The 15613-nt window shown below is 42.6% G+C and carries 15 protein-coding genes; 5 read left to right on the forward strand and 10 right to left on the reverse strand.

What is annotated here, in order from left to right:
• Window positions 1-10 precede the first annotated feature (10 nt).
• Window positions 11-1114 (forward strand): hypothetical protein, encoded by a 1104-nt coding sequence (locus H6798_02900; protein ID MCB9821461.1) that lies wholly within the window; start codon window positions 11-13, stop codon window positions 1112-1114.
• Between the two features lie 95 nt (window positions 1115-1209).
• Here H6798_02900 and H6798_02905 read toward each other — a convergent pair whose 3' ends face one another.
• Window positions 1210-1746, reverse strand: coding sequence for a hypothetical protein (locus tag H6798_02905; GenBank protein MCB9821462.1), 537 nt, complete (start codon window positions 1744-1746; stop codon window positions 1210-1212).
• A gap of 132 nt (window positions 1747-1878) precedes the next feature.
• Between H6798_02905 and H6798_02910 the strand changes: the two genes are divergently transcribed.
• Window positions 1879-2235: a hypothetical protein gene (locus H6798_02910; protein ID MCB9821463.1), complete on the forward strand. Its 357-nt coding sequence runs from the start codon at window positions 1879-1881 to the stop codon at window positions 2233-2235.
• Window positions 2236-2351: 116 nt separating this feature from the next.
• On the opposite strand, the gene H6798_02915 is transcribed toward H6798_02910, so the two are convergent.
• Complete coding sequence (locus H6798_02915) at window positions 2352-2633, reverse strand: hypothetical protein (GenBank protein MCB9821464.1); 282 nt, start codon at window positions 2631-2633, stop codon at window positions 2352-2354.
• 211 nt (window positions 2634-2844) lie between these two features.
• Between H6798_02915 and H6798_02920 the strand changes: the two genes are divergently transcribed.
• On the forward strand, window positions 2845-4305 hold the full coding sequence (locus H6798_02920; protein ID MCB9821465.1) for an ABC-F family ATP-binding cassette domain-containing protein: 1461 nt from the start codon (window positions 2845-2847) through the stop codon (window positions 4303-4305).
• Between the two features lies 1 nt (window position 4306).
• On the opposite strand, the gene H6798_02925 is transcribed toward H6798_02920, so the two are convergent.
• Entirely contained in the window at window positions 4307-4528 is a 222-nt protein-coding gene (locus H6798_02925) for a hypothetical protein (GenBank protein ID MCB9821466.1), read from the reverse strand.
• 102 nt (window positions 4529-4630) lie between these two features.
• Here H6798_02925 and H6798_02930 point away from each other — a divergent pair, with 102 nt between their 5' ends.
• Complete coding sequence (locus H6798_02930) at window positions 4631-6157, forward strand: hypothetical protein (protein MCB9821467.1); 1527 nt, start codon at window positions 4631-4633, stop codon at window positions 6155-6157.
• Here the strand turns inward: H6798_02930 and H6798_02935 are convergent.
• The 3 genes from H6798_02935 to H6798_02945 are packed head-to-tail and all read right to left on the reverse strand — an operon-like array spanning window position 6132 to window position 9059.
• Complete coding sequence (locus H6798_02935; GenBank protein ID MCB9821468.1) at window positions 6132-8201, reverse strand: hypothetical protein; 2070 nt, start codon at window positions 8199-8201, stop codon at window positions 6132-6134. The genes H6798_02930 and H6798_02935 overlap by 26 nt on opposite strands.
• 58 nt (window positions 8202-8259) lie before the next feature.
• On the reverse strand, window positions 8260-8844 hold the full coding sequence (locus H6798_02940; protein ID MCB9821469.1) for a hypothetical protein: 585 nt from the start codon (window positions 8842-8844) through the stop codon (window positions 8260-8262).
• A gap of 32 nt (window positions 8845-8876) precedes the next feature.
• On the reverse strand, window positions 8877-9059 hold the full coding sequence (locus H6798_02945; protein ID MCB9821470.1) for an AbrB/MazE/SpoVT family DNA-binding domain-containing protein: 183 nt from the start codon (window positions 9057-9059) through the stop codon (window positions 8877-8879).
• 205 nt (window positions 9060-9264) lie between these two features.
• Here H6798_02945 and H6798_02950 point away from each other — a divergent pair, with 205 nt between their 5' ends.
• Window positions 9265-9891 carry an HNH endonuclease gene (locus H6798_02950; GenBank protein MCB9821471.1) on the forward strand — a complete coding sequence of 209 codons (627 nt, stop codon included), beginning with the start codon at window positions 9265-9267 and terminating at the stop codon, window positions 9889-9891.
• Here H6798_02950 and H6798_02955 read toward each other — a convergent pair.
• The 4 genes from H6798_02955 to H6798_02970 are packed head-to-tail and all read right to left on the reverse strand — an operon-like array spanning window position 9888 to window position 15206.
• A complete protein-coding gene (locus H6798_02955; GenBank protein ID MCB9821472.1) occupies window positions 9888-11474 on the reverse strand; it encodes a DUF2130 domain-containing protein in 1587 nt (528 codons plus the stop codon). The genes H6798_02950 and H6798_02955 overlap by 4 nt on opposite strands.
• Window positions 11467-13092: an AAA family ATPase gene (locus H6798_02960; protein ID MCB9821473.1), complete on the reverse strand. Its 1626-nt coding sequence runs from the start codon at window positions 13090-13092 to the stop codon at window positions 11467-11469. Before H6798_02960 ends, H6798_02955 begins: the two co-directional genes overlap by 8 nt.
• Complete coding sequence (locus tag H6798_02965) at window positions 13093-14943, reverse strand: DUF2075 domain-containing protein (protein ID MCB9821474.1); 1851 nt, start codon at window positions 14941-14943, stop codon at window positions 13093-13095.
• Window positions 14940-15206, reverse strand: coding sequence for a nucleotide pyrophosphohydrolase (locus tag H6798_02970; GenBank protein MCB9821475.1), 267 nt, complete (start codon window positions 15204-15206; stop codon window positions 14940-14942). Before H6798_02970 ends, H6798_02965 begins: the two co-directional genes overlap by 4 nt.
• Window positions 15207-15613 lie beyond the last annotated feature (407 nt).

A 15613-nucleotide genomic window follows, 5' to 3' on the forward strand; every position in this document is an offset into this window, starting at 1 on the left:
GTATATTCTAATGAGTAGCCCTAAAAAACCTGTCGCAGAAACAGATCGTCGTTTCGATGGATTAGATTTAGCTATGGAGGCTGCGCGCTCGGTTGTCGAAGACTGGCCAACGCAAGCACCAGTGATAGATGGTCTTGTGGGTCAAACACTTGTTCCGGAGTACACAGATATAATTAAAATTCACGAACGTGGCCAAGATGTAGAGTGGCGTGTCTCTAAAGGTTGTTTTGTCGATGGTGATGGCCATCATCTGCACATAGCCACGAGACTACCAGATCCTAAAATGAAACGTGCCGACGACCTGGCTTACATAGTCACTGGTGTAAATCTCATCATTGGCAAGAATGTAAAACATATAACTGCTAGCATCGAAAGTGGTTTTGTTATAAATAACGACGACGAGCTAACTGCCAAACTCCCTACCAACCCACTCGGCTTTACTGCACTTTTTAGAAAAATTTATGAAGAATCAAAACGGACCGGCGAAGAACAACTTGCCAACCAGAAAGCAGACAAGAAACGAGCACGAGAAAAGCGAGGCAAAAACTTCCGCAGGGTAATAGCAATTTTAGGGTTTAGCGCAGTCGGTGTGTTTGGCGTGCCGCCTGCAGTCGATAAAATCACCGAATATCTGAAAGATAAAGCCGAAAAAGAACAACAAGCCCAGTTGCAAGACGAGCAGGCACGAGCCCAAGCCGAGCTGCAAGCTGAGCAAGAACGACAATCTGCAGTAGATGCTTTCGATGCCGAGTTCCCAGCAATCGAACACGGAGCGGTTGTCGAGACTGACATTATGGTGATGGTTCCAGCTACGCGAGAATTTACAACTATAAGCGAGATTCCAGGGCTAGATGTAAGCTCATCGCCACAAGATATTGCCAAGGTGCGCTCTTTGCCTGCCCCCGATGTTGGTGGATCGGTTAGCTACAGCATACCAGTGCCCGAGGGAGCGTCGTTTACGATAGCTCACACTGGTGATGCTAATTTATTGGTCACCGCATACATAGACAGCGCAACTCAAATGCTAATAGTTACATCAATCGAGATTGATCAATCGGATGAGGTCGTAAGCGTAGCCAATGTTGGAGAAATAGTCATCATTCTCAACAAATAACCGTAAAACATCTCTCATGTCAGGCATTGTTAAAAGCGTTTGTTAACAAAAAAATATCTTTGTCTATAGCTAACCGCAATAAACTCACGGAAATACTACTGGCCAACTGCAAACTTGCATGCATCTAGCAATAAAAACATATCAGACACAAACAGACTATCTGGCAAGAGTAGGCCCCCTAAGTCTTGATCTTCTTCGGGGTCTTCGCTTAAGTATAGCCAATCGATGATTTCTAGCTCGACTTCGCCGATTGCGTTGATAGTTAGCTCGCCGATGCCACGCGACACATCGACTTTCCGATCATCCACGTCTATGCGATAAGATGTCATATGGCCGGCAGTACGCATCAGAATTAGACTTTCATCATCCGACTCGCTGGTAGGCATTCTATCGTCTGGCTCGAAGATTACCAGCTCGATTGTGCTATAAACTGCACCACTCGAGCGGACTACGCTTCGCCCGAGTTTGATGTACCGGAATTTGTTGTCGCAGATTTCCAAGACATCCCTGATCCGCTCTGTAGTTGCTATCGGACCAAACTTATCTTCTGTTAAAGCAATTGCTCGATCAATAAAATCAGACATTTCTGCCTCGGTTACTTCTCGGTCAATTGTATGGGGTAAATCAGACACCAGATTAGTTCTTTACCAAAGTATGGTTTTTCATGGTTATTCAGATTTTATCATATAATTAATATTATAATTTTGACAAAACCTACATTTAAAATTATTTTATGTTCAGAATAACTCTAAGACAGGATTATTATGGAAAAACGTAATGTTAGCAGATATTTATTGTCGATGATTCCATTTTTATTTATGGTAGCGGCATGCGGTGACGATGAACGAAGTGTTGATACTGCGGAACAAATAACCCAAAACGATGGTGAAACGCCACAAGTAAAGGCTACTTACTATCCTAACGGAATTCGAGTTTTAAGTTTTTTTAATGACCAGGAAAACTACGCAGATATTATTGAATTTTGCGACGGTAATGATTTAGTCGAGCAAACTGCGCTTTCGACATATGGTAGTGGTGCCGCAGGCAATGCAATCGCCAGAACCATTGATCACCCTGCCTGCCTTGACGGCATGCTTACACCAAGCGACTTTGAAGTTTAGTAGATATAACTCTACATCTCAAACAAAATTTTTATATTTTGAATCATAGCTGTATGCTTCTATTACGCACGCCCCCTGAGAGTTAGGAGAACAAGCGTGATCGCACTTAACCACAACTATTCCTTGACGGTCTTGGTCGGCAATTTAGTTCTATTGAGCATTGTCTTGGCTATGCTGGTTAGGCAGTTCAATCCAAGCAGCAGCACCCACAAACCGTATCCAGCAGGTAGCCGGGTTCGGGCAGTGTTGGCGCTGGTTGTCTTGTTGCTTCTGATCATTACATGATCATCATTCTGGCAGAAATTGTTGTGGTCCTCTGGTCCTCGACCTGGTAGTAGCCGCCCGCAAGGCAGAGCTCTCGAATGGTCGAGGGCTTTGTCTATAAAGAGACTATCCATGCATTGACTATATATTGTGTTTATGGTAATATCTTAATTAATCATATAAAAAGGAGTTATTACACCGATGATTTACCAGATCAACAGCTAATTCACACCAACAGTGTAGCTTTGCTATTGATCTATATCATCTAACCCCTTTTTCTTTAACCGAGCACGGTGTGAGTCGCTGACAAACATACAAGTGCTCGGTTTTTGCGTTGGAGGCAGTATGCTCGAACTTGCACATATCTATAAAACACTCGGAGACAAACTAATTCTTCAAGATATTAACCTCGGTATCGACCATGAGGTTGTTGCTCTAATTGGCAAAAATGGCGCCGGTAAATCTACATTATTGCAGATTATACTTGGCCAGATTGAGGCCGACGAAGGCACCGTAAAGTATCGTGGTGCAGTCGGCTATGTCCCCCAGCATCCACAGCTTGCCAATACTGTAGGAGGCTGTTTTGGCTCGGTCGAGTCTTGGCAAGCCGATATTGCTATGGCAGAAGTTGGCCTAGAAAAGTCGTTAACTTTCCCCACGTCTAAGCTAAGCGGTGGTCAAAAAACCAAGCTTGCGCTAGCTATGGTTTTGGCCCAAGCACCACGACCAAGTATTTTGTTGTTAGACGAACCAACCAACAATCTAGATGCAACCGCTTTACGATGGCTAGAAGACTATATAAAACATTTCAAAGGCCTGGTAATACTAGTGAGTCACGACCGGTCGTTTATCAACCGCACATGCACCAAAGTATTACTACTTGAGGCAACAAAGCTAACTATATATAAGGGCAATTACGATGATTACAAATCTCAAAAAGAGCTAGAGCTACAACATCAATTGCTCGAGTATCAATCAAACCTCGACGAAAAGAAAAGGCTCAATAGCTTACTCCAAGCCAAAAGTCAGCAGATGCAAGCAACCAGTAATCAGTGCTATAACAAGCTCATGGGCATACCCAAAATAAGTTTTAATACCAACAAGAATGCTTCGCAAACTAACACAGGCCGGCAAATCAAAGCCATAAATTCACGTATCGAGCAGCTTGCAAGTCTAGAAAAACCAGACATAGCCAAAGATTATCTGCTCGAACTAAATGGCGCCGTGCGCGGTGGTAAGTTGGTGGTTAAGCTCGACAATATTAACGTAGATTTCCTACCCAAAGTTAACAACTTTTGTCTCGAGATTCGTGGTCAGCAGCGAGTTGTAGTAGTTGGTCCAAATGGTTGTGGCAAGACAACTCTGCTGCGAATAGCCCATCGAAGCATCACTCCTAGCAGTGGTGTGGTTGTTGTCGGCGCAGGCATATCGATTGGTTATATCTCACAAGAAGTTAGCGGACTCGATTTTAGCTTATCGTCGTTCGAAAACTTGCTTCAGTCAAACTCAGACAGAACGGTTATCCATCGCCAGGCGCGTGCACTCGGTCTAGAAGCAGCTGCTCTTGGTCTAAAACCAAACGAGTTATCGCGTGGCCAGCAGAGTAAGCTTAGTTTTGCCAAACTGCTACTCGGCAACCACGATCTACTAATTCTAGACGAGCCAACTAACCACTTAGACATCGCTACTCGGGATAGCATCGAACATGCACTCGAGCTATATCGTGGGGCTATGCTAGTCGCCTCTCACGACGAATACTTCTTAGAGTCTATTGGTATTACTCAGACAATCAGCTTGATGTCTTAAGCTAAATTACCGGTGTGTCTGCCGTCGCACCGTTTGTAGATTCAAAATCGTATTTCTGACTTATTCTAACAACAAAGTTGGTTAATTCTTGTTTTAGTGTAGGCTCCGAAATAGGTGGTCTAAGCGATTCTGATACCGCTTTTGCAAGATGATAAGCTAGACGTAGTTGACTGCCTGGGGTGCGTCTTTGGTGAGTATCTCCACGAAATTCTAGGTCAATCATAGTTTAATCATACCATAAACTACTATAACAGTAGTTAGCATCTGAAAATATACACAAACCAGAGCTAGCAAAACAAGCAAAGTTAGTATATAATAAGTATATATGGATATTTATACTTCCCCATCTGTCAAACGTGACAGATTTGTCGATCCGCGTGCACTCGAGGCTATTGTAGACCCCGAAGTCGTGGCTCAATTTGGCAACGAAGCCTTAAAGGCATTTTTAAGCCAAAGTGCTGTTCATGGGCGGACTGTCGTAGACCTCGAGCATAATATCTTTACAGGAGTTACACCAGTAGACGAGTTTGGCGGCGAATATCCCGACCTAACCATTAAGGGTGCTTGTTCTTCTTCGCCTCTTATTAGTGTTTCGCGCAACGAACCAAACGGCGTAAGAGTGCACGGCATGCTAGATGCTAGTGTATTCCCGCGTGTAATCAAAGTTAGCAAAGCTTTGCGTGGATCTGGAGTTCTGACTGAGTGGCCAATTTTGGCTGCCCGTCCAAAGCGGATTAAACACGAGCTGTACCATAAAGATATGGGCCTGCAAGCATTCAGGGAGTGCATACATGATTACTTAGCTTGTTGTGCTCGGGTGAATGGAGCAATCGCATCAGAGTTACCAATGCCCGTTGGTGTAGTTGGTGATATTGGCCAAAAGCTAACCGAAATGCAGTTTGGTGTTATGTACCGTGGGATGATTACAAATCGACGCCTTTCAGAACTCCAGCTGTTTAGGTACGAGCGTGGCGAACTAGATGTATTGGTAGAAGACATCTTAAAACAACTCGACAAGCGTGCCGAAAACGACCCAGAGCTTGCAGAAGTTATGTCTAGGGCAAAAGGACACTACGGTACCGAGAATTATTTACTTAGTACTCTGCCAAAAATACTTGGACTTAATCTTGGCAGGCTGAGGCGACTAGGTGGTGCGCATAAGTATCTCAATAAAGGCAACCTAACCTTAGCTGGCGAAATCGTCGATTTAGACTCGTTGCTACTGCCAAGCGTCTTCCCAGAAGACAGCGACGATGTAAAGCCGGAACTATTTTCCAACGATTTCAGAATGCTTTTGAACGGACTAACTGAATCTATCTTTATGTTTCTAAACGGGCCAAATAATTACAAAGATGCTCCCGTATATGTCCGTGCAGCAATCGAAGCTGCATGTCGTTATTTTACGTCAGCCTATATCGATGCAATTGCCGGCGTTGATCTTAACCCAGTAGAGACTGCGATATTTAAGTACTATCTAACACATTTCTCCACTCATGAAATAGATGATCTTTCTGTAGTACGCAAAAGAAAGCCCTTAGCGTTAAACTCAGAGCAGATCCCGGTAGTTATTGAATATGCAAGAAGAGCTTTCGAAATATGTGAAACTGGTAGCTATAGCAGCGAAGAAGAATACTACGAACAAATCGGGCACGTGATTAGAAAAGTCTATAAATTTTCTTGTCTATTAGTTAACGTATTTTTTGAACAAAATGGGTACGATCCGGCCAGGTCAAAACAAGTCGCTGAACACATTGCTGAGCACGATGCCGAATATTGCATAAGCTTGCATTTTGCAGATAACATACCGACTTGGGCAGGCGATAATTCTAAAGCCGATATAGTTGGGCCCTAGACCCATCCATAAATACTTTGTATCTTGATTGTTTGTCTATTTGCCCGTAGTTATTGCCTTCCGGGTCGGTTATCACGAGCTTTATACCTAGAACTCCAAATAGAGTTTCTAGGTGGCCATAACCCGAAGCAAATAGGTCATTCTCAACTTTATGAGGAGGGCGCTCGATATGAACAACAAGCAACTCCCTCTGGCTCGAGTCTAAGCGGCCAATATTACCTAGCAAGTACTCATCGGCACCATGTTGTCCAAAAGAATCTCTAAATGATACCATCGCAGCTTCGCCAGTTTTTTCTATTTGTTGGACTGCTTCAAATAAGTATAGGTTGTCAAATACCCTTACGTTTAGCCCATTCGCAAAACCCGAGGCTCGACCAATAAAGCTTGGTTTTTGGTCTGCTTCTGGGAATCCGTCGAAGCCGCGTTGTTCTAACCAATTAGTTGGCAGAGCCCTGGCTTGGACTATGGCGATTACGTCACGGTCTTCTAGATAGTCTTCGACGGTTTCAATTTGGACTGGGCAACCCATAATCTTTTCACAAAGCACTGCCACTTGTGCTGCTTGGTGAGAGGCCAAAACAGGTATCTTGCGTATGTCTGGTGGGATATGAAAGCGCAAAGCAGCAGGATCGTGCGAATATTGGCTTGACCCAAACTCCGACACCATACCTTTTCGATTGAGGTCGATTAACGTAGTCTTCGTAACCCGAATGTTTTGAGCATCTGAAGAGTCGATTTCGTCTATCCTCGCCTGCGCGAGTGCTGGGTTGTGTAGTTTAACTGTGTCGATTGTCATGCGTTTTGTATAATCGGGAGGCATAACAAGATGCTGGAGTACTAAGCCCATGCGTTCTTGGGCCTGGTTAGTTTCGGTTAAAAAGGCGCTTGCACGATCAGATATTGCCGAGCTATAAACCAACTCTATCGCAGCAATGATTGCATCTCGGTTAGTGCTGCCGAGGATTGTGCTTTCAAAGATCCCAGGCGCCATATGCTCACCGTCTTCGGTGTTTATTCCGCTGCTCCGCAAGATATAACCATCTCCACTCGGGTTATTTGCAATCCAGTTCTCGATAGCTTCAACCAGTTCTGCAGGAACAACTCCAGTCTGTAGCCATGTATCATAGTGCTCGGCGCCAAAACCAGTAAAAATTGGCACAAAACACTCAGCTACGTCGAGCTCGGGTAGATGTTGGTGGAAATAATCAAGCCCATCACGCAGAATCAACAAGTTGGCGTATTTTCTACCTGCAAACCTGGCGGCTGTTTCGTATTGTTCTGATCTAGACTGGCGAAGCTCCGACCATTCACTTAAGGTCCGAGATTTTCTTTTATAATCTGCAATGGTTCGATCAAATTCGGCTTCTTCAACAAACTTTACGTTAATAAACGAGCGCCTGAGTTCTCTTGGGCTGGATTGCCTGAGCTGACTAACTCGGAGTAAGCATGCCTCAGCCTGCTCAATTATCGAGTCATCTAGGTATTCACCTTGCCCAAGTGCTTTTAAAACCCCTTCAACATAATAGTCGAGGTCATCTGCCTCCAGGCTTGCAGCAACATAATCTGGTAACTGGGCTAACTCGATTTCCCATAGTGCGTAGTCAATATAGCTGAATCCCCCACGCTCGTGAGTGATCCTTTGTTCGTAAGCGTGTGTTGTTCTCCAAATGGCACCCATAAATCTATCAAGATTATTCAACAAGCCATTGGCGTGCCTATCGTGCATGTCCGGAAAATCGATACAACCACGAAGGCTTTCAAGTAGTTGTTTGGCGTCAACCTCATATTCTCCGCCATCTACCAGAGCAAATTTGCTAGCCAGTTCTTGAGCAAGTTGTCTGGCTGCTGTATATAGTTCGTCGCCAGATAATCTGTTCAAGTTTTCAAAACTTTGGCTCAAAGTTTCGGCGTTTATGTCCATAGCCTCAACTGGCATTTTTGGGTACCCATGGCTGTATCCATAAGCCTGTCTGGGGTCGTCCGCAGATAGACGAGCCTGAGACTCGCTTAACGACCTAGATAAACCACTACGTATATGTGACATTTAGAATATATTACAATAAACGAGCATAAAAGGCAAAAGACCGGGTTGTTGGGTTCTGTTAGGGCTTGCCAGATTGCTTTTTGGCAAGCTGCTTATTGAGGTAAAGTCGGCGAGAGGCGCGGCGTTTTTTGCTTTGTTTGGTGCGAGCAATCATTCGGTCAATCAGTTCGACAATTTCGTCGATCTCTACACCGTGGTAAAAGCACTTTAGCTCGGGGTCGGCGTCTTTGTATAGCCAGCGCTTATAGTATGCTAGGGCATATTCGTGGGTTATCGCTTGGCCCTTGCCTTCGCATCTTAGCTTGGGCAACACAAAAGCCTCGACCTCACTTCCGTAGAGTCTCATGGCTTTATAATAGTGCCATTTTTCCATGCGGTTGGTGGGCTTGCCTTGGTGATCTTGCCAGACATGCATAATAAATCTTAGGTCTTCTTGCTTGCGTGTTTGTATATCGTACAAGTGCCGATATTGCCAGTAGTAGTAGTGGGGCTTGTGCAGTTTAGTCAAAATCCACCTTACGTAACGTAAAAAATCTATGTAAGTGGCAGAAACTTCGGCCGGGATGTATTCATACGCCATGGTATCGCCAACATGAAAAGCCATGTGCAACTGATCGGTATTAGTCTTTTTCTTACGAAACACCACTACACCATTATACTTTAATGGTCTAAATGTTATTCTACCCAGTCGGTGATCACTAGGTGGCTACCCTTGAGTTCGACAACAACTTTTTGGTGCTCTTTCCAGCCCAGCTTTTTTACAAAAGCTTTCGGCAACGTCAGCATATAGCTCTCGCCATCTTTACCAGTTTTTTGCAGTTTGCGAATGTTTACTTCACTAGATTTCTTATCGCCCATCTTGCCCCTCCTTAACGTTCAGATTATATAATCGATTATATAATCTGAACTACATTCAATAAACTATTTAGCCATAAAAAATATACGTACCATTCATATTAATTATAAATACTGTTATGCTGCCTTCATGAGTTTTGTAGTTAATCAGATTATTTCTTACCGTGATCTGTGCAATGAAGAAGAGCAAGAACAGCTTCAGAGAGGTATGAATTTTGAATTGCGACCAGGCTATTCTGTAGTGTTAATGTCGGTCAAGCCGAATGCGCCGTATGCAGACAGAATATCTGGCGATGGTCTTACTATCTACTATGAGGGCCATGATGTGCCGGGTGATAAGTTAAAAGAGTACGATCAGCCTTCAGCTAACCCTAGCGGCACACTCACTCAAAATGGTATGTTTTGCCACGCAATAGACCGGGCAAAGAAAACCGGTGACTACCCTCTCGTAAAAGTGTATGAAAAGTTACAAATGGGCATATGGACTTACCGTGGTTTGTTTGAGATACGTGATTATTCTTTCATCGAACGTGGACGCAGAAAAGTATTTGAATTTGTATTCACCGTCACCGAGCAAAAACTCGAAGAGGCAGAAAAACATCGTGCCAAAAAAGTCATCGACCTCGAACAAACGCGTCAAATTCCTGGCAAGATCAAGCTAGCTGTATTTAAGCGTGACAAAGGAATGTGTACACAGTGTGGCGCCAAAGATAATCTGCATTTTGACCACATACTGCCCTACTCAAAAGGTGGCACTAGCCTGAAAGAAGAAAACATCCAGCTCCTCTGCGCCCGCCACAACCTCCAAAAATCCGCAAAAGTCGACACCTACTAATTTTTATCAAGCTCGTTGAATTTTTGCTGCATTGTAGGATTACCTCGTGTAAGCTTTTTGATTGTAAGGTCTTGTGCTTTATCGTTGGCAAGACGCAAGTTATTCTCACTAGATAACAACGCAGCTTTAGTTTTCTCCAGTTGCTTGATAGTTTTATCGATACCATCAATTGCCTCAGTAAATCTTCGTCCGGCTAGTTCGTAGTTTTTACCAAAGGCAAGTTTGAATGCTTCCATATTTTCTTCAAAGTTAGTGATGTCGATATTTTGTTCCTGAATTGCAAGTAACTGTCGTTTTGCATCGACCGATTTGATGTTTGCGCTTTTAAGCATCGACACCAGTGGGAGGAAAAATTGTGGTCGAATAACATACATCTTTTCATATTTATACGACAGATCTACAATTCCCCTGTTGTATAGATCATTATCTGCTTCAAGCAAAGTAACAAGTACCGCGTACTCTAAGCCTTTTTTCTTGCGATCTTTGTCTAGCTTTTCTAGATGGCTATCTACTGTTCGTTTGTTTGCAGATACATCTTGTTCGTCTTTCATTTCAAACATTATTGAAATAATCTCGGTTCCATTGGGTGAATCGTAGTCGCGGTAAATATAGTCCCCTTTGGTCCCTTTGGTCTCATCTTCTTCTTTGATGGCTTCGTTATCTTTTTCGAAGTAAGCATATGGAAATTGACCGGCACGGACGGCGTTGAACTCATTTTGGCAATGTTGCTCTAGTGTTTCACCAACAAGCTTTACTGATAACTTTGCTTTCATATCTTTCAGCCGCTCGATAGTATCCTCACGATCCTTCAGCTGCGTTTCATATTTGTCTTTAAGTGATGATTCTAGTAGCTTCTGTTCAGTGTCCTTGCTTTCGAGCTTATTTGTGAGTTCATCTCGTTCTTTTTCTAGTTTATTGACCGCTTCAGTCAGTGCTAATTTGTTCTTAGTTTCGGACGATTCTATTAATGCCTTAAGGTCAGCAATCTCAGCGTCTTTTTCTACTTTGAGTTTTAGTAGCGATGCAGCCTTTTCTGCACGCAGTTCAGCAATCTCAGTTTCTTTTTTGGCAATATCTTGCTGCAGTGATATTTTTGTTTGCGATTCGACTAGCTTAACTTGATCTTCTTTTTCACGAAGTTGAGATTTTAGCTCGTCTCGCTCCTTCTCTATCTTATTTAGCGCTTCTGTGACAGCTAGTTGTTTTTCGGTATCTTTCGCTTCGAGTTTATGTTGTAAATCTGCTATTTCTGCATCTTTTTTAGCAGCTTCAGCTTGTAAGATGTTTTTTGTAGATTCTTCGGCAAGTTTTACCGCGCTGTCTTTTTCGGATTCGATCGTTTCTAGTTTTTGTAACAGTTTAGAAATCTCGGTGTTTTTGTCGGCTAGATCTTCCTGGAGCTGATTTTTAACTTTCTCTTCTGCTAATTCGATTGCGCTTTGCTTGTCCTTTTCTGCTGCAGCTAGGCGATCATGTAATTCTTTATCAAACTCGGTGTTGCGAACCTGCTTTAAGATATCAGCATAGCCTGCTTCATCGATTTTGAAAGCTTTTTTGCAGTGCGGACAAATTATTTCATTCATCTGAACCTCCAAAGTACTCATCAACCTGATCCATTATCAATACAAAGTTCTTGAATTCCTCTGACGCTTCTTTCTTATTGCCGTGCTCGTCAAAGCATCCCGTCTTGAATTGTATTTTGTTTTTGCACTTTTTTACATCTATTGCGCACATTTCACAATTCCCGCACGGACGGTATTTGTCTCGGATATCATTTGCCTTTAACTGCAAGAGCTTAAATGAGCTAAAATCTTCAGAATCTTTTTCCATACATTTTGATTCTGCCTCACCGTAATCGTAAATTGCTGCTACTTTTTCAAGGCCAGTATCTTGCGCCATTTGTAGATATGGTCTGAAATTTACATAACCCTGAACTCCATACCCAAATACATCGTAAGGTAGTAGTTTGTCACATTCATTGGCCCATTTTCTTACTAAGCCCACGTCTTCTTGACCTTCTAGCATAAGTACGCTGTTGGAGAATAAAATTTCTTTCGTAGCTTCATCAAGTATAAAAGGTTTTTGCCATTCCTTCTCTGAATTATCGATTAACTCGCTATATTTAGAAGTTGAGTCGAGCCAGTGTAATTTTGTTCCCTCTTTTTTACTAAATGTTGCTCTCCCAATCTTTGCTCCATTTACTAAATCAGTCCAGTTTGCAAAGTAAGGTGAATGGGTGACTAATATTATTTGTTCTCTTTGGGTAATTACACGCAGAGCATTTAAAAGCTTTTTTTGTCCCTGGGCGCTTAAGGAGAGTTCTGGCTCATCTATCGTAAGGTAAAATGGCTTTTTGTGTTCTGATTTTTCGAAAGATGCCGCATAAGCCTGTATCAATGCTATTATCACGGCGCGCTGTAAACCGGATCCTTTTGTATTGATTTCTGAATCGTGGCTCCCGTCTTTGACGATTGTCTTAACATTTTTTGTGAGTGCATTCAGGTCTGGTCTTTCAGGTACAAAATTTATTCCAACTTCACCATAAAATTCTTTAATATAACCCGATACTTTCTCGGATACATCCTTGCTCTTCTTCTCAAATATAGAGTTATCTTCGAAAAGATCTTTAAACGCATCCTTTAGGTCGTCATATCGCTTTTCTTCTTCTATTTCTTTAAAAATTTTTCCGAGCAAGTCACCTAAAATAGATGTGGTGCCATATTTTGTTGCTTCATCTGTTGTGTATTCAGGGTCTATAGTTCTCATTTTCATCCACGATCCGAAAGGCGCATCAATGCCTGAACTATTCTTATAGGTTCCATCAGATTGTTTTAGAAATATTTTACTAATGCTCTCTTCATCAGACCTCTTAGCATGCATAGACCCATCTAGCACTGCACTTTTGTACGCAGCCTGTTTGTTTTCTGTTACATAGGTCTCGATCGATTTTTCAAAATCAGAAGAAATAAATTCGACTTCAATTGATGTAGTGTCATCCGTCCCATGAGTTTTGTCATCCCCTGAAAATTTATTGAATAGTGCATCTATAGCACGACATGCATTAGATTTACCCACATTATTCGGTCCGACCACTATTGTGAGCCCACTGCCATGTTGTCCATTGGGAACTGCTAGGTCGAATTCTTCATTCTTTATAGAACGATAGTTACTAATTTTTACTTTTTTTATGTATACACTCATTTAGGAATTGCCCTTTTTGTTAAGATAATTCTTCAAAGAAGGACTAGTAGTGTATACATAACAACCCTTCATCCCTCTAGTCATAAGAACTTTATAGATGTTGCGAACGAGGCGATTTAGTTCTTTTGGATCGTCCTTTAGGCCTTTTTTGCCTTCACCATCTTTGTAATTTTCGTGACTAGTTACGAACGTCATAGTTTCTGGATCGTACTGCAAATCATTGCCAATAATTACACCTACATAGTCGAATTCTAGACCTTGAGAGGTGTGTATACACCCTACCTGATGAATGCCTTCGTCATCTTCTGCCCAGGTGGTGCCAACTTTCCTTGAGTTCCAAGGCATGCTGAAATCAAATTCAGGTATTGATACGTCTTCTACTTCGGCGTCGGGGTTGCCTTCTCTAGCGCTCGTCCATTTCCAGGCATAGCCTGCTAGCACTCGTGCTTTGAAGCCTGCATCATGCTTGGCCTTTATTGCCCTCCGCATCTCATTTGGGTCATCAAAAACTTTGAACTCAAAATCACCATCTTCCCAGCCGTCGTAGTTAGCCGTTTCTTTGAGCTGAAAAACATGGTTGAGCCAGTTGATATAGCCTTCTGCTCCTGAGCAGCGGAACTGTGCCGTTAATTCTATCTCATGTATTTCTGCGTCATATTCATCGGCAAGTCTTTTCAGCTCTTTTACTGAGCCAATATCATCTGGTCGGATGGCTTGATCGTCGTCAATGAAAAAGATCGATGTCTTGCCAGCCCGAATAACGTCTTCAACCTGGTTTATGCCCCTGTACATAAACGCACCTTTTCTTTTCAGTCGATGTGCCTCGTCAATAATAAGTGCATCAAACGTGTTCGGGTCGGCATCAACAAATCCAGCTGAGCCTTTAAATAGATTCTTTACCCTTACTTTTGAATGCTCTTTTGCTAATCTTTTGACCATCACATCACGAAACGAAGCGTTTGGTGCTACAAATACCGCGTTGAGCTGGTCTATGAGCAATTGACCGAGTAAATTCACGGATATAACTGACTTACCAGTACCTGGTCCGCCTTTTATAATTACCACTGACTTAGTTGACGTATTTCTTGCTACTGAACGAGCTTTTTCAAAAGCAACTTTTTGCTCGTCTAGTAGAACAAATTCTTGGTTTCCTTCAAATAACCCAGAGACGTGATCAATTAATTTTTTGCTTGGCTTAACTTTGCCAGACTCTATTTGATATAAAATTTCTGTGCCTTTGCCGTATTTTACAAATTTGGCTAAAAAGCTTTCTAATTTCTCCTGGTCGTCTCTGAAGTATATGGGTGATTGTTCGATTACATCTAAGTATATTTCCGCAAGAAGTGGCTCTGGATCTTTTTGCTCGTAGTTATGTAAATAAGCGCAAGAGTACGCTGAGATAGTTCCTTGAGAAATATTTTCGTTAAAATCAAACATAAACTGCCTATAAGATGTTGCCTGGTAGCTCGGATGGGTTGTTTCTCGCGTATTGCCACCAACGAACGTGCTTACGACACCTTCACCGTATGCAACCTCAGCTTTTTGCCATTGTTTAAGTTCTACAATTATGAAGTTGTTATTACCGTGTTCATCCTGGCCGGCGACGATAAAATCTATACGATTTGATGTAAGAGGAATCACGTATTCGATCAACACGCCGCAGTCATCAGCAATGCCTGAGCGCCTGACGACTCGCTCCATTTGTGGCAAAGAGTTGATGTATGCACTTCGTTCTGCTGGTGGTATGTTTCTGCCAAGTTTTGTTCGAAATGTACTTTCAATTGACTGAAGAATTTTACCCGAATCTACAGTTTCACAAAATTCTTTAACTGTAGATTGGTAAAGTATCATTCTTCAGCTAGCTCCGTGTATTTTTTATGGTTGCCTTTGGCTTTTTCGACGGAATATTTGGCTTCGTTTTTTTGCATCTTGGCTTCGAACACCTCGACGATGTCGATGTTTAGGTCGTGGGCCATGAGTAGTATCCAATACAAGGTGTCGGCCAGCTCTTCGCCTATGTCGGCTTTGTTATCACGCACGTGTTTTTCAATTTCTTCTGGGCTCTTCCACTGAAAGTGCTCTAGCACCTCCGCGGCTTCGAGCACTAGTGACATCGCCAGATCTTTGGGGTTATGAAATTGTTTCCAGTCGCGAGCGTCCCTGAAAGCAATCACTCTATCTTGTAGCTTTTTTAAATCACTCACAATAACTCTATTCTACCCTGTTTGGGGGATTTTTCCATCTTAGGGGCCCGGGATATCTCCATCGTAAACTAACATCTTTGGGAAAAGGGTAACTAAAAGAGATAAGACCGAGGACCAGTCGAAGAACAAACTGTTCAAGACCGCATCTGCGTTCCGCAGTGCTTATCTAATTTTAGTTAATTTTAACCCAAGGACCTGTTAGTTTATGGGAGCGGGTTTTTTGGTTACATTTTGACCTGTAGCAAAAAGTAACAAGAAGTCTGGCGAGCATCGCCTAAAACCTACCCCTGTACAGGTTTTCTACTCTGTTTTGATCT

It is taken from the genome of Candidatus Nomurabacteria bacterium, from assembly GCA_020631905.1.
Lineage (GTDB): Bacteria > Patescibacteriota > Saccharimonadia > Saccharimonadales > VXPC01 > JACKGQ01.